Origin of the sequence: Chryseobacterium sp. CFS15, from assembly GCF_031118795.1 — a bacterium.
Classification (GTDB): Bacteria; Bacteroidota; Bacteroidia; order Flavobacteriales; family Weeksellaceae; genus Chryseobacterium; species Chryseobacterium indoltheticum.
The window spans coordinates 129598-153425 of record NZ_JAVHYL010000004.1; the positions used below are offsets into that span (position 1 = coordinate 129598).

The window sequence follows — 23828 nt, forward strand, 5'->3', positions numbered from 1 at the left end:
AAATGTAGATATTAAATTAGATGTAACTATAAAGAATTATTAAAGTTTTTAAGCAAATTTTAGATCTACCTTAAGAAATTCATTTCTCTTAACTCAACTTAACAACTTAATAATCTTAATGGTTTAAAAAATGACTTTAGAAAAAACCTACCGCAAATCCTTTTTAATCACAAGATATTTCAAATCTTTATCTCCTGCGTTGCTAATTCCATGCTCTGAATTTGGAGGACAGTACAAACTGGTATTTGCTCCGACTTCTACAGTATTACCATCAAGATAAAAAGAAGCTTTTCCTTCCAAAATATAAAAAAATTCTTCTTCAGGATGATGATGTGGCGCATGCGTAGATTTTCCAGGCTCTACAATGCTCATCTTCAAAGTGTTTTCTTCAGTGAATTTCTTATCGGCAAACCAATACTGATAACCGGATTTTGTTTTCGTCGCTTTAGTTAAATCAAATTCGTTCACGCAGTTTTCAATCGTATATTGAGAAGATTCATTTGCTGCAGCTGTTTTCTGAGCATATATCTTTTGTTGAAATAACATGATCATTATGATAACCGTGAGTTGAGATAATCTTTTCATTTTTTTCATTATTTAAAACAATCTGTTCAAAGATATTCATTTCTTCTCTGAATTTAATTGTGGTAAATTATTTAGATATCAGCTTAAATAATTATATCCTTTAAATTTTTTAAACCCTCACAGATTTTACTGTTGAAGCTTAAGAAATTTACTTCACTTAAACTATCTTAAAACCTAAATTGATTTTAATGGTTAAAAAAACATTTCGAAAGATCATTCCCAATTGTTTCCAGAATCATGTCGGAAATTAGCATTATAAAATTTACGTTATGAAAAATTTAATAGTAGCAATCAGCATTTTAGGTTTAAGTTTAACCAACATTTCAGCACAGGATATTCATCAAAATGAAGTTCCTTCGGTTATTCTAAACAATTTCCAAAAAAGTTTTCCAAAAGCAGCCGATATCGACTGGGAAATTAAAGGAAATCTTTATGAAGTAGAATTTGAAACAGGATTATTAGGTGATGATCATAAAGTTCTGTATTCCAGAGACGGAAAATTGGTAAGACATGAAGAAGAAATTTCAAAAAATAATCTTCCAAAATCGGTTGTAACTTCCATCAACAAATCTTTTTCTGGTTACAGAATCGATGATGCAAAGAAAATTATCGAAGGTAGAAAAGTGATTTACAATGTCGAATTGAAAAATCTTTCTCAAGAATGGAAAGTAGTTTTTGATGCACAGGGAAGAATTTTACAAAAAAGAGAAGATTAATTTTTAATCTTCTCCTTAATTTCATCCTAAAAATCTATCTCCATAAGCCCAACTGTTTTGTACATCTCTGTTTTATTTCTAAATTGCATTGTCTCTCGAAAAAGAGAATGACAATCACAAAAAACATTTATGGAGCAGATTATTCCGTTTGATTTACAGATACAGCACAGCCCTTATTTCAATTATACTTTTTGCCTAAACCATTATCCTTTTCTGCAGAGCATTGCTTTCAGAGAAGTTGCTGAAGATTTAGAAAATCTGAATCTTCAGATTACCTCATCTTTGGGTTTATTTGAAAAATATGACGTTTATATTGATAAAATCAGGCAGAACGCACTGTATAAAATATCTCTTTTCAACTTTATCTTTAATAATGATTTATTGAAAAGACTGACTGAAAAAGATTTAGATCAAATCAAAATTCAGCTTTTTAAAGACGGAGAATCGACTTATGAAAAAAGTTTCAGTATAGAAGTTCTGCCGATGGATTATTTTGGTGGATTGCAATCGTATCCGCAACTTTTGGCTTCATATGTTCTTTCAAATAATAATCTTTTATATAAACTGAAAGCTGATGCGATTGATATTTTAGCGAGAAATAAACTTACTCCATCTTTTGAAGGTTATCAACAGAAAAGCAAAGAAAGGGTTTTACAGATGGTTTCGGCAATTTATAAATCTATTCAGAATCTGGAATTGATTTACAGCGCAATGCCTCCAAGTTTTGAGAAGAACGGACAAAGAATCAGGCTTGTGGACACGGTTTTGGAAACAAAATTCGGGAACTGCATTGATATTTCTTTGCTTTTCGCAGCGTGTCTGGAAGCAATTGATTTGAATCCGATTATCGTTGTAACGGAAGGTCACGCTTTTGTTGGAGTTTGGTTGGATGATCAGCGTTTCGACGGAATGGTTAATTTTGATCAGGCTGCAATTTCCAAAAGAATTGCTTCAGGAATTAAAGAAATTGCTTTAATCGAATCGACCAGTCTGTGCAGAGGAACCCAAATTTCATTCAAAGATGCGATGAATTCTGCGGAAACTCAGTTGATGGATTCATCAAGATTTTTGCTTTCATTAGACATCAAAAATGCAAGGTCAGCGGGAATTTCTCCACTCCCACTTTTAAAAAATGAAACGATTAAAAGTCTCGATTTCGATTCCAATAAAAATTCAACAGAACTCGATCAGGATTTTGATTTGGGAACTCAATATGATGATCTCGAGCTGACCGATTTTTCAAATCTTACCAAGCAAAAAGTCTGGGAAAGAAAACTGCTCGATCTTTCGCTCAGAAATAATCTTCTGAATCTGCGGTTTACCAAAAGTATGCTTCAGTTGGTTGATTCTAAAATTAATGTACTTGAAGACAGTTTAGCTGATGGGAAATCATTTACTATTCATCCAGACAACAATCAGGCGGTTCTCAGAAAATATAATCTTTATGGCGAACCTTTACATCAGTCGCAACCGCTTTTTAAATTTGCGGATGATGAGTTTAAATACAACCGACTTTTAACATATTATCATCAGGATGATCTCGATAATATCCTCACTAACCTTTACAGAAGCGCAAAACTCGCAGAAGAAGAAAACGGGAAAAGTACATTGTATTTAGGAATCGGATTATTAAAATGGTTTGAACCAAAAAATAAAGACGTTCCAAGACTGGCTCCGATCTTATTAGTTCCTGTTGAACTTTCGAGAAAATCTGTGAATTCTAAATTCACACTTCGAAGCCGTGAAGAAGAAACGATGATCAACATTACGTTGCTTGAATATCTAAAACAGGAATTCAAGCTCAACATCAACAGCCTCGAAAATCTTCCGATGGACGAATCGGGAGTTGATGTTCCAAAAGTTTTGGCAATCATCAGAAATACAGTTCTCAATCTTGAAGGTTGGGATGTTTTGGAACAATTGGTTTTGGGAATTTTCTCTTTCAACAAGCTTATTCTCTGGCAGGATATTTCAAAATATTCGGAAGAAATTCAGAAAAGTTCTATTGTAAAAAGTCTGATTGACGGACGATTGACAGAAACTTTGCAAAGCGTGGAAAATGATGCTCAAAGTTTAGAAAATATTTCAGCTTCTGAATTGGTTTTGCCTATTTCTACCGACAATTCTCAGTTGAATGCAGTAAAAAATGCCAATCTCAATAAAAGTTTTATTCTTCACGGGCCTCCCGGAACTGGAAAGTCACAGACGATCACCAACATCATCGCCGATGCTTTGTCGAATGATAAAAAAGTACTTTTTGTAGCTGCGAAAAAAGCCGCTTTGGATGTGGTTCATCACCGATTGGAAAATATTGGCTTGGGTACATTCTGCCTCGAATTGCATTCCAATAAATCTAAAAAATCAGATGTACTGAAACAGTTTGAAAGAACTTTGGAAGTTCCGAAATATAAAATCAATGCCGATTATCACGAAGAAGCAAAACGCCTCGACGAACGCAGAAAAGAGCTTGGAAAATATGTAAATGAACTGCACAAAAAATTCCCGATTGGCTGGAGTTTATTTGACACGATTGCCTTTCTGGAAACCAATCAAGTAAAAGCAGATGAACGTTTCCACATCAATTTCCCGTTGGAAAGTGCCGATGTTTTCAACTGGAATCAGTGGAAAGACTGGTTGATTCCGTTTGCTTCGATTGTGCAGAAAATTGGCCAACCTTCGCTTCATGCTTTACGTCGGATAAAAACTTCAAGTCATCAGTTTGAAAATAAAAATCTTATTCTTTCCGCAATTTCTCAATATAATGAAAAGAAAAATTCGGCTGAAGAGGTAAAAAGCCAGTTTCAATTGGATGAAGTTTCCAATGCTGACAGCGTGGAAATTCTTGAATATTTAAAAAACAATCCGGTGAAATCTGGTTTAACCGATTTGGTTTTTAACGAAGGTCAGCTGAATTTATTCAAAAACTGGATGACTCAGCAAACGCAGTTTCAACAAACTGAAAATCAAATCACTTCCAATTTTAATTCTTCCATCTTAAATATCGATTTTGCTTCATTAAAATTGTTGTGGAATCAGGCAAAACATACGTGGTTTATTCCGAAATGGTTTAAACAAAGGAAAGTAAAACAGCAACTAAACGGTTACGCAAAATCAGGAATAGAATCTGATGTGCAAATCGATGGACTTTTTGACAAGCTTGAAAATTATCAGCAGCTTAAAAATCAATTAAACAATCTTCATTACAATGCACTTTCATCGGTGACGAATCTTTATTTTAACGAAAGTTCGTTTGATATTTCTACGATTGAAAAAGATTTAAAAACCATTGAAAGTACGAAGGATTTAGCTCAAAAAATTTCCATTCCGAATTTTCCGGAATGGCTAAAAGATTTTTCATTAAAACAAAATAACAATCAGAATATTTCTGAAGTCGTTGAAACGTTGAAAGACTTTGACAATGCAGAAACTCAGCTTTTAGAATTTGTGCATAAAATCCCTAATGATGCGGATTTACAGACAATTGTTCAGAATATTCATCAGTTGGAAGACTGGATTAATTTCAACAGTTTAAAAGAAAAAGCACAAGATTTAAATCTAAACTGGTTCATCGATTTCCTTGAAAAAGGCTGGCTCGATACAGAATCTATTGAACTCGAATTTGAAAAAATCATTCATCTGAATTTATTCATTAAAACCATTTACAGTTCGGGAACTTTGAACGGTTTTGATGCCAATATTTACGAATCTCAGATTCAGCAGTATAAAAATCTTCACAAAGAATTTACGGAACTGACCAAAAACCAGTTAACGATGAAACTGAGCGATAGAATTCCTAATTTTTCTCATGAAGCCGTTCAAAGCTCAGAAATCGGGATTTTACAAAAGGCAATTCGCAATAAAGGTCGAGGTTTATCGATTAGAAAACTATTCGATCAAATTCCAACTTTAATTCCGAGGCTGAAACCTTGTATGTTGATGAGTCCGATTTCGGTGGCGCAATACTTTGATGTAAATGAAGAGCATTTTGACTTGGTTATTTTCGATGAAGCTTCGCAGTTGCCGACTTCTGAAGCGGTAAGTGCTTTGGCGAGGGCAAAACAGGCAATCATTGTGGGTGATCCGAAACAGATGCCACCGACCAGTTTTTTTGCGTCTCAAAAAGTGGATGAAGAAAATTTTGAGCTCGAAGATCTGGAAAGTATTTTGGATGATTGTCTGGCGCTTTCGATTCCTTCAAATTATTTATTGAGACATTACCGAAGCAAGCATGAAAGTTTGATTTCTTTCTCCAACGCTCATTTTTACGATAATAAACTGCTCACGTTCCCATCTCCGGATGATCTGAACCGAAAAGTAACGTTTGAATTTGTTGACGGATTTTACGATAAAGGAAAAACGAGAACCAATAAAAATGAAGCGGAAGCGATAATTCAATACATTAAAGATCATCTTGATAAGCAAAATAAAAAATCGATTGGTGTAGTGACTTTCAGCCAGACTCAGCAAAGTCTGATTGAAGATTTACTACAGAAATTATTTCAGGAAAATCCACATTTGGAAGAGTTTACCATCAATTCTGAAGAACCTATTTTCATTAAAAACCTTGAAAATGTACAAGGCGACGAAAGAGATATTATCCTATTTTCGATTGGTTATGGACCCGATGAAGACGGAAAAGTTTCGATGAATTTCGGTCCGCTCAACCGAGATGGAGGTTGGAGACGACTGAATGTTGCCGTAACAAGAGCGCGCTACGAAATGAAAGTTTTTTCTTCATTAAAAGGCGACCAGATTGACATGAACAGAACGAGTTCAGAAGGTGTTTTAGGTTTGAAAAATTTCCTGAACTTTTCTGAGAAAGGTTTGGTTTATCACAATTCAAATCAAATGGTAAATCAGCAGAAACTGATGGTGAATTCGATTGCGAAACATTTGGAGGAAAGCGGCCTGAAAATCAAAACCAACATCGGAACTTCGGAATATAAAGTTGACATCGGGGTTATTAATCCTGAAAATGAAAGCGAATATCTAATGGCGATTTTAGTCGACAGTGAAAATTATTTCAACATCAATACGACCAATGACCGCGAATTGCTTGTTCCCAATGTTTTGAAAGGTTTAGGTTGGAATGTTTTCAGAATCTGGACTTTGGACTGGATTAAAAACAAAGAAAAAATCATTGAGAAAATTCAGGTTGAAATTGAAAAAATAAAGACTGAGGTAAAAGAGAAAAAAGAAGAAATCATTGAACTGAAAACTTCTGAAAAAGTCTATCTGAGTGAAGTTCCGGAAACTGAAAAACCTTCGAAGATGATTCCTTATGTTGCAGCAGAATTGAGTCCGGAAATTAATGCAAACTCAGAATCTATTTATCTTTTTGAAAATAAACCCGTTCTTTTAAATCAGATTAAAACGATTATTGATACCGAATCCCCTATTAGCCAAAATGCTTTGTTTAGGAAGATTCTGAAACTTTGGAACACTTCAAGAGCAGGTGGAAAACTCAATTCGTATCTTTTGGAAACTTTGAATTCCATTCCAAATTTACAGGCGACCGAAAGTTATCAGAAATTTTACTGGAGCGAAAATCTTCAACCTCAAAATTTAGATTTTTACAGAGATAACTCAGTTGAAAAAAGACTGATTGATGAGATTGCTCCTGAAGAAATATCTGTTGCTATTATGGAATTGATGCATTCAAGTTTGAGTTTAAATAAAGACGAATTGATTCGTGCGGTTTGTAAAACTTTTGGTTTTGCAAAAGTGGGTTCTCAGATTGATTCTGTAGTGAATTTTTCTGTAGAGGAATTGATTGGAAAAGGGGTGTTGAAGGAAGTTGATGGGAGGATTATTTTGGGGTAAATGACAAAAGAAACTTTGGTTATTCAAAAAAATTACTTATTCAAAATCTATTTTAATTATGAAGAAAGCTTAAAACTGGGAAGATAAATAATATTATATAAGTTAATTTATAGCCAAATGAAAAATATAATTACAATATTCGTTCTCATATTATTTTCAAATTTTTATTCACAAAATAAAATAACTGATATAACTGAAGATGCTTTGAAGCTTTATGTTAAAGATACTTTAAAGCATAGATTTAATGATGGTGATTATATCGCTGTTTCTGTATACTCGGAAACATTATATATTGAAACTTTGGATCGAGATTTTGAACTGTATAAAAAAACAAAGAATTATAAATGGTTCATGCTTGAAGGTAAACAAATAATAATTTTCTGTGATTTAAAATCTGAAGAGGATTGTAATGATTATTTCCATAAACTGAAATTGAAAAGTATTTCTAATTCTAATAAAATATTGTTAGATGAAGAATCATCTAATATCTACAAAAAACGTCTATGGCGTTTATCTCTTGATAAAAATAACATTTTAAGTATTAACGGGAAATTGATTGAGGCAGAAATTGCTAATCCAAAAGGCTTCAAGAAATTCTTAAGAAAATATTCTAAGCTTTTATTGTATCAAATGGATGAAAACGGTGTTATTGTTTACCCCAAACCATATTTACAAAAATAACGATAAAATTAAAGCATGAAAAAAATATTTTGCATACTCAGTATTCTTTCTATTACTATGGTTTTTTCTCAAAAACACGAAACAAAAATCGCAGACCGATACCAATCAAAACAACCGCAGGATTTATCTATTCCACACTTTTCCTGCACATTTCCCAGATGGAAATAAGGCATTTCTGAAAAAATAGATCAAAATATCAATAAGGAAAATTTGAAAAATCAAGGAGCAAATTTAAATACTGAAATTATTTTAAAAATAGACCAACAGGGAAATGTGCTCAATATCTCAACCTTCGGAAAAAATGAAAATTTTAATAAAGAAGTGAAAGTTGCCGCTGCAAAAATCTACCCAAAATATAAAATGGACCGTTGGAAAAAATAACTATGGAGAAAAAGTAATTGATATTGTGAAATACCGTATCTTTTTAAGAATCTTTAGTTTCAAAAATTATGAAAAATACGCTTATCTTACTTATTGTTTTTCTTTCAAACTCTTTATTTTCTCAGAATAAAAGCCTGCAAGAAAACTTTATAGATATTGAAGAATCAAAATGTTTTGGCAAGCAAGATATTTCAAATGCTGAAATGCGAGAATGCACTATAATAGCGAGAGAATCTTGGGATAAAGAGCTGAATAAATATTATAATCTTCTTTCAACTAAACTTCCAAAAGACGCTTTTGAAATACTTAAAGCTTCGCAAAAAGAATGGATTATCTATCGTGATAAAGAATCTAAATTCATTACTAAATTTTATTTTGAAGTAAAAGAAGGAACAATATGGTACAATATCGCCGAGGATAGGAAAAAAGAAATTGTAAAAAACAGAGCTTTGGAATTACAGATGTTTTTGGAAGATTTAGAGTATTAAATTTAAACTCTTATAGAAATGCATCAATAAATTTAGATAAATACAAAATGTCATCTGTAATAAAAATGAAAAAGATTACAACCATCATTTTATTGCTATTAAGCATCGCTCAACTTTGCGCTCAAGTTCCCGATTTAGAAAAAGCAAAACGCAAATATTTCCAGGCCAATGTAATCAGCTATAAAACTACCGCATATTATCCTAATCCCGAAACGGATGCAGTCTCTGTTTTCAATGTTTTATACACCGTTTACAAACCTCAAAATAAAGACTTTGAATTCTACAGTAAGAACGAAACTTCAGAAGAATTCTATAAAAACAATTCGTATTACGAAGTAAATCATGCTGAAAAAACTGTTTACCAATACGAAAATAAAGAAAATCAAAACGCTGCAATTTCATCTTCCCGTCTCAGGCAATTCGGACCAACCACTTTGCTAAAAAAGAAATGGAGCTTTATTGATGAAACCCAAATCGATGGGAAAATTCACAGTCATTATTCAAATATTGAGAGCATTGATCATTACGAAGGAAAAGAAATAAAAGTTGAGTTTCATATTTATATTTCGAGAAATTTTACAATCAGCAAGTTTGAAAGAAAAAGTTTTGTTGATGGAAAACTTGGGCAAACCATTACGTATCTTTTTAGCAACTACATTTTTTTTGATAAAACGACCAATTTTAAAGTGATCCTTCCGACACAGTATGCTTTAAAATACTTCGAACGACAAGAATCTCTGCAACCCTTAGCAAAAAATACAGAAGCTCCGTCTTTTGAAGCCATCGACATTAACGGTCAAGAATTTTCTTTCATTCCACAAAAAGAAAAGCAAACCCTTCTACTCTTTTCTTCGACCAATTGTGGTTATTCTAAAATCATTTCTGATTATATTTTAAGCTCTGGTTTTAATTTAAATCCTAAAATTGAGCTCATCAATATTTTCGGTTCGGATTCTAAAGTAAATGTCAAGAAATATTTCGCCACTACAGAAGTAAAATTCCCGATAATTACTGATCGAAAAGACCTTGAAAAACAATTTGGAATTAATGGTTATCCCATCCTTTACTTGGTGAATGAAAACGGAATTATTACAGAAACTTTAGATGGTTCTTCACAAGTATTACCGTTTCTGAAAAGTTTAAGTATCAAATAAAATTTAAAAATCACAAACAGGAGATAAGTAGAAGTAATTTTCTTATATTAGTTTTCACAAACAATCATCGATGAAATTATTTCTACAATTTATTTTGCTCTTTAGCTTTCATTTTATTTTTGCTCAAAACACTGAGCATAAACCTGAAAGTAGCCTCAAACAAGATTCTGTGAATGTTCAGAATAAAGTTGCCGAAATTATGATGGTGAATGTTGACAAAGATAAATCTCAATCGCAAACTTCAGATTCGGAAGTAAAGACAAAAAACCTTACTACTCCAAAAGCCTCATCAGACACAAAATCAACCAAGGAAAAATCTGCCATAGTGCAAAATATAAATATCGTTCAGGAAATTAATACGGTATTAAATTATAAAATTAACCGGATTTGGAGAGAAGATCTATACTGTCTGGTTTGTCAAAAAAATTATAGTTCCAGACACATTGCATAAATGATGAAATCATGAAATTATATCTTAATTTTTTATTTATCTTCTGTTTTGGTCTTTCTTTAGCCCAGAATAAAGAATTTACTTGCGAATATCAATTTATTTCCGACTCTACAAATCGGAAAGACGTAAGTACCGAAATAATGATCCTTAATATTGACAAGGAAAAATCTCACTACTACAGTTTCGACAAATATATTTCAGATTCCACAATCATTGCAGAAACCAAGAAAAATGTGATGGTAATGCCTCTTCCGTATAAGATTGTTGAAATGGACATTAAAGATTTGAAAAATAAAAAAATTTCTTTTGAGACAAAAGTTGGTGATGCCAAATACACTGTTGATCAAGATGTCAAACTAAAATGGAATTTATTGAATGAATTTGATGAAATATTAAATTACAAAGTTCAAAAAGCTACCACAGAGTTTGGAGGCAGAACATGGTTTGCATGGTTTGCTAAAGATATTCCTATTCAGGATGGTCCGTATAAATTTTATGGTCTGCCAGGATTAATTCTTAAAATTGAAGACAAAACTTCAAGTCACAAATTTGTTTTAAAAGGCATTAAAAATACTAAAGAACCTTTTGAATATCCTGAGCGTAAAGATGATTATTTCGGGAAAGCAAAAGTAGATTATTCTGCATATGTAAAAGTATATTTACAACATAGAATTGACCCGGCTGCTCATCTTACCGGTAGAATTCCGGATCAAAGAGATTCTGAAGGAAATTTCAGAACGGGCGACCAGATTATCCGTGAGCAAAGAAAAATGATGCTTGAAAAAATCAGCAAAGACAATAATATTATTGAGATCGATATTTTGAAGAGAGAGAGTGAGAGTAAGTCTAAAAAATAATAATCATTTTTACTCCTACATTTGATTTCTTTAAAACAATCTTAAAAAAGAGAACCGTAAGATTATCATTAAAAAGCACCTTCAAAAAACGAAAGTGCTTTACTATTTTTAATCAAATTTATTTCAAATACGTTTCATATAAATCTGTTCTTCTGTCTTTCAGAATCTGAACGGAGCCGTTATAATGCAGATCTTTCAGTAAATTAACATCCACATCAACAATCAGCGTCATTTCAGTATTGGGAGTCGCCTCACCTTTCACAGCATTAGACGGGAATGCAAAATCTGAAGGTGTGAAAACCGCTGCCTGACCAAACTGAATATCCATATTATTTACACCCGGTAAATTTCCTACACAGCCCGCAATCGCTACATAACATTCGTTTTCTATGGCTCTTGCCGCAGCGCAGTGACGAACTCTCATGTAAGCATTTTGAGTATCGGTAAGATAAGGCACAAACAAGATTTTCATTCCCTGATCGGCTAAGATTCTTGGTAATTCAGGAAATTCTACATCATAGCAAATGACCAAACCTATTTTCCCGCAGTCGGTATCAAAAACTTTAATTTCATTTCCGCCTTTCATTCCGTAATACTTCCTTTCGTTGGGCGTAATATGAATTTTCCTGTATTCATCAATTCTACCGTCACGGTGAAGAAGATAACTTACGTTGTACAAGTCGTTATTTTCAAAAATCGGCATACTTCCGGAAATAATATTCACATTGTAACTGATTGCCAGATCTGAAATTTTCATTTTAATTTCCTCGGTGATTTTAGCCAACTCAATCATACTGTCCCGCTCTGAAAGGTTGTTGAACGGAGCGAGCAAAGGGGTATTGAATAATTCCGGGAACAGCACAAAATCTGATTTATAATCTCCCATTACATTTACAAAGAACTCTACCTGCTCATAAAAAGCATGAATATCTTTAAATTGCCTCATCTGCCATTGCACCAATCCCAGACGAATAACGCTATCCTGCATTGTATTTGGCTTTTTGCTGTAATAGATATTATTCCACTGCATTAATACAGCATTTTCGCGCGAAGCTTCATCTTCGGGAAGATATTTTTTCAGCACCTTTATCGGCAGAAAATTATTGGAAAGCTGAAAAGAAAGTACCGGATCATATATTTCCTTGTCTCTTACTCTTCTGATGTACTCTCTCGCTGACAATTCATGACTGTGCTTATGATAATGCGGAATTCTTCCACCCAAAATAATAGATTTCAGATTTAATAATTCACAAAGTTCTTTTCGGGCATCATATAATCTTCTTCCCAATCTCAGTTCACGATATTCGGGATCAACAAAAATTTCGATTCCGTATAAAACATTTCCGGTTGAAATATGGGTATTGAAAGAGTAATTGCCTGTGATATCACTATACGTATGATCGTCACCAAACTCATCATAATTAACGATAATAGACAGCGCAACAGCTGCAATTTTTCCGTCTACCGTGATGCAGATCTGTCCGGCTTCAAAAATTTTATTAAGCTTTGCAATGCTTTTTTTTGACCAGACGTATTCTGACATTTGAGGATAGGCTCTGCGCATGGTTTCTACCAGCTCGTCATAATCATCTACTTTCAGGGTACGTGTTTCTATCTGCATAAATATATTTTTACTAAAGTTACGCAAAAACTCTGCAAACCTTTTGACATCGTCCTTTAAAAATATTTGAAAGATGTTATTTAATACAAACTATATTTTCGTTTTGTAAAAAATCACAGACCTGTTTTGTATATTTTTCTGTTTTAAAGCATTATTAATTCATCGTTTTATAAAACCAAATTATTTAGACGCGTAAAGCAATAAACTCAAACGTCTAATTTGTTTAAGTTGAACGTATAAACTTCTAAATTAAGACGTCTAACTTTAATTGATGTTGCCTAGAACCAACTGAGTTAAATGAAAATTAAAAAAAAGAAACACCAACATTTCTGGAGGTGTTTCAAGAGTACGAAAAAAAAATCTATTGTTTTTGAATCTTATATAATCTTCCCGCATCGGTTACCGCATACAATGCATTATCTGTTCCCTGCGTGATATCTCTGAAACGCTGCCCTTCGTTTACCAACAAACGTTCTTCTCCCATCACTTTATTATCTTTTATAACGAGTCTTACGATGTGAGTTCCGCTTAATGAGCCTATAAACAGGTTATTTTGCCATTCCGGAACGTTATTTCCTTTGTAAAACGTCATTCCGCTTGGTGAAATCACAGGATCCCAGTAATATACAGGCTGCTCCATTCCGCTTTGCTGCTGAATTCCGCTTCCAATAACTCCACCACTATATTCTATTCCGTAAGTGATTGTTGGCCAACCGTAATTTTTTGCAGGCAATACACGATTAATTTCGTCTCCGCCACGAGGTCCGTGTTCACTTTGCCACAAATCTCCTGTTGTAGGATGAATGGCAATTCCCTGCGGATTTCTATGACCGATACTGTACAATTCAGGTAAAGCTCCAGACTGAGTAAAAGTAGGGTTTCCCGGAGCCGGAGCGCCATCTTTTGTTATCCTTAAAATTTTACCGATTGCTGCAGTAACCGATTGCGCCAAAGGTCTTGTAGAAAGATCAGAACGTTCTCCTACACTTACCATAAGATTTCCGGTAGAGTCAAATAAAATTCTCCCTCCATAATGTAAATTTCCTGCAGAAGAAGACGGATTTGCTCTGTAAATAACGACTGCATTTTCTATAGATGTTTCAGAGGTTGAAAGTTTTCCCTTTGCTACTGAAGTCTGAGTTCCTCCTGCAACATTTTCAGAGAAAACCCAGTAGATCATTCTGTTTGTAGAAAATTGCGGGTCTATACAAAGTCCTAATAAACCTCCTTGTCCGTTAGAATTAACTGCAGGAATTCCCGTTATTGGATTGCTTAAAGTACCTGTACTGGTTGCAATTCTCATTGTTCCGGTTTTTTGAGTGATCAGCAATCTTCCGTCCGGTAAAGCGGTGATTCCCCAAGGCGACGTTAATGATGAACTTAAAACGGTACTGCTGTAAGGTGTCTGTGTTTTCACACCATTTACCCTTGTCTGCCCGGCAAAAGCAGGAGAATATGTTGTATTTGCAGGATTGGTTTCGACAGGCGGATAAATTGCCTCATTTCCAGGCTCTTCAACAGGTTGTTGCTCGATGTCATCAGAACAGTTTGCCAAAAACATCGCAGATGCAATCAGCATGTAATGTACTTTAAATTTCATATTGACTAAGATTTGGTGATTTGATTTAAAAAATGACAATTTAAAGTTTGGAAATCATCAAAGTTTGCGCCAATAATTCAGTATTATTTAAAATAATTCACTTTTAACATATCATATTAAATAGTAATCATAAGAATATTTAGCCTGAATTATTTACAAAAAAAACCTTCCATTTAAAATGAAAGGTTTTAATATTATCGGAAATGATTTTATTAATTTAAAATCTCATTCATCTGAGTCAATATAATAGGTTTTCCATCAGTAATCATAATAGTATGCTCATGTTGCGCCATATAGCCACCTTTATTTCCTATCATCGTCCAACCATCATTCAATTCCACCGCAATCGTTGAATCTGTCGAAATAAATGTTTCGATCGCCACAACAGAATTTTTCTTAAACCTTCGGTTATCGTAACGATTTTTGTAATTCATCAATTCATCAGGTTCCTCATGTAGACTTCTTCCAACACCGTGACCGCCAAGATTTTTAATGACTTTAAATCCTCTTTTTTGGGCTTCAGTTTCCATTAAAAATCCAATATCAGCGATTTTCACGCCGCCTTTTATATTATTAATGGTTTTTTCCAGAATTTCCTTTGATGCATCGACTAATCTCTTATGTTGGTTGATGTCATTTCCAATGATAAATGAGCCGCCGTTATCTGCCCAATATCCATTAAGCTCTGCCGAAACATCAATATTAATTAAATCACCTTCTTTCAGAACTCTCTCTGAGCTAGGAATTCCATGACAGAATTCGTTGTCTACACTTATGCAAGTCCAACCCGGAAATCCATACGTAAGATAAGGCGCTGACTTTGCACCAAAGTCTGAAAGAATTTTTGCTCCGTATTCGTCAAGATCTTTTGTCGTCATTCCAACTTTTGCATAATTCATCATTTCTTTCAGAGTAAAAGCGACTGCTTCGCTTACTTTCTGCATTCCGATTAATTCCTGTTCGTTTGTTATAGACATAATGATTTTTTGAAAGAGTAAAGTTAGGGAATAAAAAATATTGATTAGAAATAAAAAAACACTTACTGTAACAGTAAGTGTTCTGTGGTCCCACCTGGGCTCGAACCAGGGACCACCTGATTATGAGTCAGGTGCTCTAACCAACTGAGCTATAGGACCTCAAAATTTGGTTAAATTTTGTGTTTGCAAAAATAGTAAAATTTCTTTCACTACAAAATTTTTTATGCCTTTTCTTGACAAAGTTCTACCAAGACTCCATTGGTTGATTTCGGGTGCAGGAACACAACTAATTTATTATCAGCACCTTCTTTAGGCTCTTCAGAGATAAACTGAAATCCTTCTTTTTTTAATCTTTCTACTTCATTCTGTATATTTTCTACGCCAAATGCCAAATGATGAATACCTTCTCCTTTTTTATCAATAAATTTTGATATCGGACTTTCAGGATTACTGGCTTCCAAAAGCTCAATTTTACTTTCACCTGTTTCGTAAAATGAAGTCACTACGCCTTCTCTTTCTACGGTCTCTTTTTTGTAAGATTCTTTCCCTAAAAGTTTTTTAAAAAGATCATCAGAGATCCCCAAAGATTTCACTGCAATACCGATATGCTCTAATTTCATAAATCTAAACTATATTTTTTTGACTGCTATTCAATTTTCAAATAGCAATTCAAACAAAAGTACTAAATTTGCATAAATTATGGAAAGCAACAGACAAAGAAAAGTAGCACAGATTATACAGGAAGATTTCGCAGAACTTTTCCGTAAACAGGCATCAGAAAGCAAACAGAATTTTCTGGTTTCCGTTTCCGACGTTAAAGTAACACCCGACTTGGGAATTGCAAAAATCTATTTAAGTATTTTCCCGCAGGAATTTCGTTCTACAATTATGAAAGAAATAGAAGAAAACAAGGCACAATACAGAAACTTTATCGGTCAGAAAATGGCAAAACAGGTTCGTATTATTCCACAGTTGAGCTTCTATCTTGATACGACACTTGATGATGTAGAGAAAATCGAAAGAGAGCTTCGAGGCGAAGGCGATAACCCTGTTTTATAAGACATTGAAAAACATTGCATTTTACATTGCATCACGCTACCTTTTATCTAAAAAAGGAAGCACTGCCGTAACGTTTATTACCTGGCTTGCCGCTGTGGCGATGAGTGTTGCTGTAGCTGCAATGTTTGTCATTATTTCTGTTTTTTCGGGACTTGAAGATTTCAACAAAACTTTAATTTCTAATCTTCATGCTGACTTAACGATAAAAAGTACATCCGGAAAAACCATTAAAAATCTACAGAAAATAAATTCCGTTTTAAAGAATAACAAAGATATTTCGAGCTTTTCGAGGGTAATAGAAGAAAAAACATACATCAATTACAACGGAAAAGGCGATGTTGCCTATCTTCGCGGGGTAGATTCAGCTTATACAAAGGTAAACCCGATTGATAAAAATATTTTTTACGGAAGCTATCCTTCATTTGAATACAGCAATGAAGTAATCATGGAGCGTTCACTTCAGAACAGATTAGGAATTCCTGTAGACTCAAACACTGATTTCTCAACGCTTTTCATGCCTAAACCCGGCACAGGAATTATCAATAAGGAAGAAGACATTTATAATAAAAAAGAAATCATCATTAGTGGTGTTTTCCCTGGGAACGAGCAGCTCAACAATTATATTATTGCGCCGGTAGAACTGGCTGAAGAATTATTAAATCTTCCAAAAAATTCAGCATATCAAATTGTTATTAAGCTTAAAAATCCGGAAAATATTGATTCTGTAAAACAAAATCTGCTTAAAGCTTTAGGAAAAGACGTCGAAATCAAAACCAAACAGGAAGAAAATGCAGCTTTCTGGAAAATGATCAATACCGAAAAACTGTTTATTTACCTAATTTTCGCTTTGGTTATCTTCATTACAACATTTAATTTGGCAGGCGCAATTATTATTTTACAACTTGATAAAAAGCAACAGGCAAAATCTCTTATTTCCTTAGGTTTTCCTTTAGCTCATCTTAGAATGACCTATTTCTACACCGGGATTTTAATTGTTATTTTAGGCGTAATATCAGGTCTTATTTTGGGCACAGCTTTATGCTATTTCCAGATCTACACCGAATTATTTAAAGCAGTAGAAGATTTGCCTTTTCCTGTAAAAATTGTAGGTGAAAATTATTTAATCGTTGCAGCTATTGCCTCAATCTTTGGCATCACTATTTCTTGGTTCTTTTCTAAAATCAGCAAAGACTATATTACTAAAAATTAATATTTTAAATTTCTAGTTATTCGTAAATTTGCCTCCCAATTTAGAAAAAATGAGACGAATTTTATACTCTTACTTGCTGAGTCTGATTGCGATCAGTGCTTTAGCTCAGGCCCCTGCTAATTATTACAGTACAGCCACCGGAACGGGTGCCACACTTAAAACACAGTTAAAAGACATTATCACAAACGGACATCAAGATCACGGTTATGGTGGACTTTGGACTGGTTATCAAACTACTGACAGAGATTATTATTATGAAAATGATGGTACTATTTTAGATATTTATTCTGAAAGACCAACAGCTGCAGATCCTTATAATTTTACCTATAGTACCAATCAATGTGGAAGCTATGGTAATGAAGGAGACTGCTACAACAGAGAGCATATTGTTCCACAAAGTCTTTTTAATGAGGCTTCTCCAATGAAAAATGACATTCATTTTATCAGAGCAACAGATGGATATGTTAACAATATAAGAGGTAGCTTTCCTTTTGGAAATGTAGGCGTTACGAATTACATTTCGAATAATGGTTCTAAAAGAGGCAGTTCTGTTTCTGCTGGATATACAGGAACCGTCTTTGAACCAATTGATGAATTCAAAGGTGATGTAGCAAGAATGATATTTTATTTTGTAACAAGATATGAAAACCAGCTTTCTACATTCAGCTCAGGAAATATGCTTGGTAATTCTGCTTATCCAGGATTACAAACCTGGGAACTTAATCAGCTTTTGGCGTGGCACAATTTAGATCCTGTTTCACCGGCAGAAATAGGAAGAAACAATGCTTCATACACTTATCAGGGAAACAGAAACCCTTACATTGACAATCCTAATTATGTAAATTTGGTTTGGGGAACACCGACTACAGATACACAAGCTCCGACAACTCCGACAAACTTAATAGCAAACAACCCTACTTCAAGCACTGTCGCATTGAGCTGGACTGCATCTACAGACAATGTAGGAGTTATAGGATACGACGTTTATGCTAATAATGTTTTAAAAGCAACAGTTTCAGGAACATCTACAACTGTTCAAGGCTTAACCTCTTCAACAACGTACAACTTCCATGTTATAGCTAAAGATGCGGCAGGAAATGCATCTACACAAAGCAATACAGCTACTGAAACCACACTTGCGGGATCAGGTGGCGGAACAGGAACTTGTGGAACTGAAGATTTCGAAAATATCACGGGAACAGGAAACGGATATGCTACAAGAACCTGGACAAATAACAATATTACCTGGACAGCAACTGATGCAAGAGTAGACGAAACAATTAATGGAAAAGCGATCACACTAAGAATCGGTAACTTAACCAGTTCTACTATATCGGGAGGGATGCAAGACTTAACAATTAAAACTTCTCTGAAATACGGAACAGGACCTGGTAATTTAAATCTAGAAATCAATGGAGTTCAGGTAGGTACAATCCCTTACACTGCAACAGCTAATACAGTTACAACAACTACAATTAGCAATATCAATGTGAGCGGGAATATTATTATTAAAATTACAAACCCGATCACGGCTACTAATGGGCCAAGAGTAGCAATTGATGATCTTACTTGGACTTGCGCTGCTTCTTTATCAACTGTTGAAAATTCAAAAGAAAAAGCCTTCGGTATTTATCCAAACCCGGTTAAAAACCATGAACTATTTGTAAAAGGTGAAAACCTGAACAAAGTTTTGAAAGCTGAAATCTATGATCTTTCAGGAAAAGTGATTAAAAACATTGCAAATCCTTTCAAAAACTCAAATAAAATCGATCTTCACGGGTTAACTAAAGGAGTTTACATCCTGAAAACAGACCACAACACTACAAAATTCATTGTAGAGTAAGACAACAAATATTTTCACTACGAAAGACCGATTTTTATCGGTCTTTTTTTTATTTTTGAAGTATGGATTCCAGCAACAAATTAGGACTGATCGGAAAAAACATCTCCTACTCTTTTTCAAAAAAATATTTTGAAGATAAATTTAAAAAGAAAAAACTCACCGATTTTTCATACGAAATTTTCGACTTACAGGAAATCAATGAAATTGAAGAACTCCTTTTAAAACCTAATCTTTTAGGCTTTAATGTAACGATTCCTTACAAAGAAAAAGTTATAGATTATCTGGATGCATTGAGCGATGAAGCTCAAAAAATAGGCGCTGTAAACTGTGTTTTAATTGAAAATGGAAAGAAAACCGGTTACAATACAGACGCTTTCGGTTTCGAAAAAACGCTCGTTGCACACAAAAAGGCACATCATGAATCGGCATTGGTTTTAGGAAATGGTGGTGCTGCAAAAGCAGTGCAATATGTTTTAGACAAACATCAGATTCCGTATCAGACGATTTCGAGAAAATCAGAAATTAATTTTGACAACTTAGACTTAGAAATAGTTTCAAAAAATAAATTGATCATCCAATGCACTCCGGTGGGAACTTTCCCCAATACTGAAGATTGCCTTGATTTTCCTTTTGAAGCCCTTACAAATCAACATCTGGTGATTGATCTTATCTACAATCCCGAGTATAGCAAATTTATTTTAAACGCATCACAAAACGGAGCCAAAACCGTCAACGGATATTATATGCTGGAACAACAGGCAGAAAAAGCCTGGGAAATTTGGTCGTTTAAAAAAAAATAACATAAATTAGTAACTTAATTGGCTTATATTAGCTCGCTTTAAGAAATTAACGCCATTATTCATAAAAGATTTGCTATGACAACAGAAAATAATCTTTCTGAAAACGAAGAACAAAAACCTTCTACAGAACTTCAGGAAACAGTTGAAAACACACAGAATGCTGAAGAAAACCATCACGATGAAGATCCTGATGCTTCTCAACACGATTCTCTTGCTGACCTGTCTCTTGCGGATACCCTGAAGGAAATGGAAAAAATCATCAATTCTAATAATGCAGGTGAACGATACAGAGAATTTAATGCATTAAAAGAAAAAGCAAATCATTCGATTCACGACGAGATTGAAGATAAAAAGCATGAATACACCGATGCCGGAAATGCAATCGAAAACTTCAGCTACGAACATCCTTCTCAATCTAAACTTTCCGGGTTGATTCATATTTTCAGAGAAAAACATGACAATTTCCAGAAAAATCAGGAAGAAGAACAGAAAAAAAATCTAGACCACCGCCAAAGTATTATAGAAAGACTTAAAAATCTTTATACTAATTCTGAGCCCGGAGTAAATCTTTTCAAATCAATCAGAGAGATCAAGGAAGAATGGTCAAATTCTGGCCAGGTAGCAAAATCTGAATTTAAAATTTTAAACAACAACTATTTCCATCATTTGAATCAGTTTTATCAGATGTTGGATTTAAATAAAGAATTTCTTGAGCAGGAATACAGCCACAACTTAGAAAAAAGACAGCACATTATTGCGAGAGCAAAAGAGCTGGAAAATGAGCCGGTTGTACAAAAAGCTTTAAACGAACTTCAATATCTTCACAAGCTTTGGAAAGAAGAAGCAGAACCGGTTTCTGAAGAATTCCGTGAAAAAACTTGGGAAGAATTCAAAGAAATTTCAAATAAAATTCACGATAGAAAAACTGAACTGTCTGCAGCTATTGAAACAGAGCAGAATGCCAATCTTGAGAAGAAAAATGAGATCATTGCTGAAATCAAGAAACTTTCTGAGCCAAAAGACAATCCTAATCATACATATTGGCAAAACTCCATCAAAAGAGTTGAAGAATTGCGTTCAGAGTTTTTGAAAACAGGCAGTGTTCCTAGAAAACTATCCAATAATAATTGGAATGATTTCAAATCTACTTTAAGAGGATTCAACACGACAAAAAATAATTATTATAAATCTTTGAAAGGTTCTCAACAGCAGAATCTTGATGAGAAAATGAAGCTGATTCAGACTGCAAAAGACAACATGCATTCTGAAGATTGGGATATTGCTGTGGCTTTATTCAAAAAACTTCAGGAAGACTGGAAGAAAATAGGTCACGTACCAAAAAGTATGACCAATAAAATCTGGGACGAATTTCGTGATGCATGCAATACATTCTTTAATAATTACAGAGAAAAAAGCAGTGCTTCTACCGATAACTGGAAAGAAAACTACAAGCTTAAAAAAGATATTCTTGAAGAGTTAAAAACCATTTCAAACGATGAAGGAAGCATCGAAAAAATAGAAGCAATTAAAACTTCTTGGAATAATATTGGAAAAGTTCCGAGAGATAAAATGGCGATTAACTCGGAGTTTAATAAAACTTTAAGAGAAAAACTGAAGCTTAACAAAATCAACGAGCTTGAATTAAAAGAAGAAGGTTTATCTGAAAACCAATTAACAGATAAAGCAAGAAAAATCAAGAACCAGATTTCAGATCTTGAAGCAGAAATCGTAAAACTTGAGAACAATCTTTCTTTCTTCAAGAATCCTTCGAAAGACAATCCGCTTTTACGAGATACTTACAATACGATTGATGACAAAAAAGCTCATCTTGAGACTTTAAAGCAGAATCTTCACAGTATTATCGCTGGAGAATAATTAAAATTAAAGTAAAATATAGAGCGAAACAAAGAAATTTGTATTCGCTTTTTTTATCTAAATGCAAGAAGAATTTTACATCAGAAGATGCATTGAGCTCGCTCAAAAAGCCATCGGAAATACTTACCCAAATCCATTGGTGGGAAGTGTGATTGTTCACAACGATAAAATAATCGGTGAAGGTTATCATCATAAAGCAGGTGAAAGACATGCGGAGATCAACGCTATAAATTCGGTTGAAGAAAAAAGCCTGATTCCTGAATCTACTATTTATGTTTCTTTGGAACCTTGTGCACATTTCGGAAAAACGCCGCCTTGTGCTTTAAAAATTGTTGAACTGGGCTTTAAAAAAGTTGTTATCGGCGCGATGGACTCTCACGATAAAGTAAACGGAAAAGGCAAGAAAATAATCCAGGACGCAGGAATTGAGGTTGTTTCCGGAGTTTTGGAAAAAGAATGCATTGAATTAAACAAAAGATTTTTCACTTACCACGAAAAAAGAAGACCTTTTATCATCTTAAAATGGGCAGAATCTGGCGACCGTTTTATGGACAAAGATTTTAAACCTACCCAAATCAGCAATGAACTGACCAAACAGTTTGTACATCAATTAAGAAGCAACGAGCATTCTATTTTGATTGGAACGATGACTGCTTTAAGAGACAACCCGAGTCTCACCACAAGAGAAATTGTAGGCAGAAACCCTATCAGAATTTTGATTGATATTGATCTAAAAGTTCCGAAAGATTTTAATGTTTACAGCAATGAGGCTGAAACTTTAGTTTTCAATTCTGTAAAAGAAGGTGACGAGGGAAATATAAAATTCATCAAAACTTCAAGAGAAAATTTCATTGCAAATATGTTGAAAACATTACACGAACTTCAGATACAATCAATCATCGTGGAAGGCGGAAGTCTGGTGTTACAACAATTCATTGATGCTGGTTTATGGGATGAAACGATTATTATCAAAAATAAAAATTTACTCTTAGAAAACGGAACGAAAGCTCCAAGATTTAACAAAACGCCCATCGACACCCAGGATTTCAGAGACAACGTTATTGAATTTTATAAGAATTCTCATTAAGAAGCCGACAAATGCTGCACGAATACAAAACCATAGAAAAACCTGTAGAAAATACCTTACTTAAAGAAAAAGGAAGCAAATTCTTAGGTTTTGCTTTTCCGGTTAATAATGAAACTGAACTTAAAAGCGCTTTAGATAAAATAAGAACTGAACATCCGAAGGCAACTCATCATTGCTATGCGTTCAGAATGGGATTAAATGGTGAAAATTACCGTGCAAATGATGACGGAGAGCCGTCCGGAAGTGCAGGTTTACCAATTTACAATCAACTTTTAGCTCACGAAATCACCAATGTTTTAGTAATAAGCGTTCGGTATTATGGCGGGACAAAACTAGGCGTTTCAGGTTTGGTAAAAGCCTATAAAGAATCAGCGAAAATCACCTTAGAAGAAGCCAATATTATTACGAAAGAATTGGAAATTGAAATTGAAATTCAGTTTCAATTCAATCAGCAGAATATTATTTTCACCCTACTTTCAAAATTTGATGCCAAGATTTTGAATTTTGATTCGCAGCAAACTGCAATTATTTCAGCAAGAATAAAGACTAAACATAAAGATGACATTATTGATGCATTAAGTAACATTCAACATGTCGTTTGTAAAATAATTGAACAATAA

20 protein-coding genes and 1 tRNA gene are annotated in these 23828 nt (G+C 33.9%); 15 read left to right on the forward strand and 6 right to left on the reverse strand.

The features are described 5' to 3' along the window. Positions 1-147 precede the first annotated feature (147 nt). A complete protein-coding gene (locus OH814_RS07625; protein ID WP_308827773.1) occupies positions 148-585 on the reverse strand; it encodes a cupin domain-containing protein in 438 nt (145 codons plus the stop codon). A gap of 269 nt (positions 586-854) precedes the next feature. On the opposite strand from OH814_RS07625, the gene OH814_RS07630 reads away from it, so the two are divergent. The 8 genes from OH814_RS07630 to OH814_RS07665 all read left to right on the forward strand — a co-directional run bounded on the left by OH814_RS07630 (position 855) and on the right by OH814_RS07665 (position 11136). Next, a complete protein-coding gene (locus OH814_RS07630) occupies positions 855-1301 on the forward strand; it encodes a PepSY-like domain-containing protein (RefSeq protein ID WP_308827774.1) in 447 nt (148 codons plus the stop codon). A 129-nt stretch (positions 1302-1430) separates the two neighbouring features. Next, positions 1431-7124, forward strand: coding sequence for a DUF3320 domain-containing protein (locus tag OH814_RS07635; protein ID WP_308827775.1), 5694 nt, complete (start codon positions 1431-1433; stop codon positions 7122-7124). 117 nt (positions 7125-7241) lie between these two features. Next, positions 7242-7805 (forward strand): hypothetical protein, encoded by a 564-nt coding sequence (locus tag OH814_RS07640; RefSeq protein ID WP_308827776.1) that lies wholly within the window; start codon positions 7242-7244, stop codon positions 7803-7805. A 210-nt stretch (positions 7806-8015) separates the two neighbouring features. Next, positions 8016-8186, forward strand: a complete 171-nt coding sequence (locus OH814_RS07645) for a hypothetical protein (protein WP_159436352.1) — start codon at positions 8016-8018, stop codon at positions 8184-8186. Between the two features lie 68 nt (positions 8187-8254). Then, complete coding sequence (locus tag OH814_RS07650) at positions 8255-8674, forward strand: lysozyme inhibitor LprI family protein (protein WP_308827777.1); 420 nt, start codon at positions 8255-8257, stop codon at positions 8672-8674. A gap of 65 nt (positions 8675-8739) precedes the next feature. Continuing rightward, on the forward strand, positions 8740-9828 hold the full coding sequence (locus OH814_RS07655; protein ID WP_308827778.1) for a redoxin domain-containing protein: 1089 nt from the start codon (positions 8740-8742) through the stop codon (positions 9826-9828). 70 nt (positions 9829-9898) lie between these two features. Next, positions 9899-10279, forward strand: a complete 381-nt coding sequence (locus tag OH814_RS07660) for a hypothetical protein (RefSeq protein ID WP_308827779.1) — start codon at positions 9899-9901, stop codon at positions 10277-10279. Positions 10280-10290: 11 nt separating this feature from the next. Further along, positions 10291-11136, forward strand: a complete 846-nt coding sequence (locus OH814_RS07665) for a GLPGLI family protein (protein WP_308827780.1) — start codon at positions 10291-10293, stop codon at positions 11134-11136. Positions 11137-11254: 118 nt separating this feature from the next. Here the strand turns inward: OH814_RS07665 and OH814_RS07670 are convergent, their stop codons facing one another. The 5 genes from OH814_RS07670 to mce form a co-directional block, all read right to left on the reverse strand. Then, positions 11255-12757 carry a carbon-nitrogen hydrolase family protein gene (locus tag OH814_RS07670; RefSeq protein ID WP_076557832.1) on the reverse strand — a complete coding sequence of 501 codons (1503 nt, stop codon included), beginning with the start codon at positions 12755-12757 and terminating at the stop codon, positions 11255-11257. A 361-nt stretch (positions 12758-13118) separates the two neighbouring features. Then, the gene (locus tag OH814_RS07675) at positions 13119-14357 is read right to left on the reverse strand and encodes a PQQ-dependent sugar dehydrogenase (RefSeq protein ID WP_201135384.1); all 1239 of its coding nucleotides are present in this window, start codon (positions 14355-14357) and stop codon (positions 13119-13121) included. 212 nt (positions 14358-14569) lie between these two features. Then, positions 14570-15334, reverse strand: a complete 765-nt coding sequence (gene map, locus OH814_RS07680; protein WP_308827781.1) for a type I methionyl aminopeptidase — start codon at positions 15332-15334, stop codon at positions 14570-14572. 85 nt (positions 15335-15419) lie between these two features. After that, positions 15420-15493: transfer RNA gene (locus tag OH814_RS07685), tRNA-Ile, on the reverse strand. Between the two features lie 62 nt (positions 15494-15555). Continuing rightward, positions 15556-15954 (reverse strand): methylmalonyl-CoA epimerase, encoded by a 399-nt coding sequence (gene mce, locus OH814_RS07690; protein WP_308827782.1) that lies wholly within the window; start codon positions 15952-15954, stop codon positions 15556-15558. A gap of 79 nt (positions 15955-16033) precedes the next feature. Here mce and rbfA point away from each other — a divergent pair, with 79 nt between their 5' ends. The 7 genes from rbfA to OH814_RS07725 all read left to right on the forward strand — a co-directional run bounded on the left by rbfA (position 16034) and on the right by OH814_RS07725 (position 23828). Beyond that, on the forward strand, positions 16034-16393 hold the full coding sequence (gene rbfA / locus OH814_RS07695) for a 30S ribosome-binding factor RbfA (RefSeq protein WP_076557822.1): 360 nt from the start codon (positions 16034-16036) through the stop codon (positions 16391-16393). A 4-nt stretch (positions 16394-16397) separates the two neighbouring features. Continuing rightward, entirely contained in the window at positions 16398-17603 is a 1206-nt protein-coding gene (locus tag OH814_RS07700; RefSeq protein WP_308827783.1) for an ABC transporter permease, read from the forward strand. Between the two features lie 49 nt (positions 17604-17652). Beyond that, positions 17653-19446, forward strand: a complete 1794-nt coding sequence (locus tag OH814_RS07705) for an endonuclease (RefSeq protein WP_308827784.1) — start codon at positions 17653-17655, stop codon at positions 19444-19446. 62 nt (positions 19447-19508) lie between these two features. After that, entirely contained in the window at positions 19509-20246 is a 738-nt protein-coding gene (locus OH814_RS07710) for a shikimate dehydrogenase (protein WP_308827785.1), read from the forward strand. A gap of 75 nt (positions 20247-20321) precedes the next feature. Beyond that, positions 20322-22121, forward strand: coding sequence for a DUF349 domain-containing protein (locus tag OH814_RS07715; RefSeq protein ID WP_308827786.1), 1800 nt, complete (start codon positions 20322-20324; stop codon positions 22119-22121). Positions 22122-22182: 61 nt separating this feature from the next. After that, a complete protein-coding gene (gene ribD / locus OH814_RS07720; RefSeq protein ID WP_308827787.1) occupies positions 22183-23208 on the forward strand; it encodes a bifunctional diaminohydroxyphosphoribosylaminopyrimidine deaminase/5-amino-6-(5-phosphoribosylamino)uracil reductase RibD in 1026 nt (341 codons plus the stop codon). A gap of 11 nt (positions 23209-23219) precedes the next feature. After that, positions 23220-23828: a YigZ family protein gene (locus OH814_RS07725; protein WP_308827788.1), complete on the forward strand. Its 609-nt coding sequence runs from the start codon at positions 23220-23222 to the stop codon at positions 23826-23828.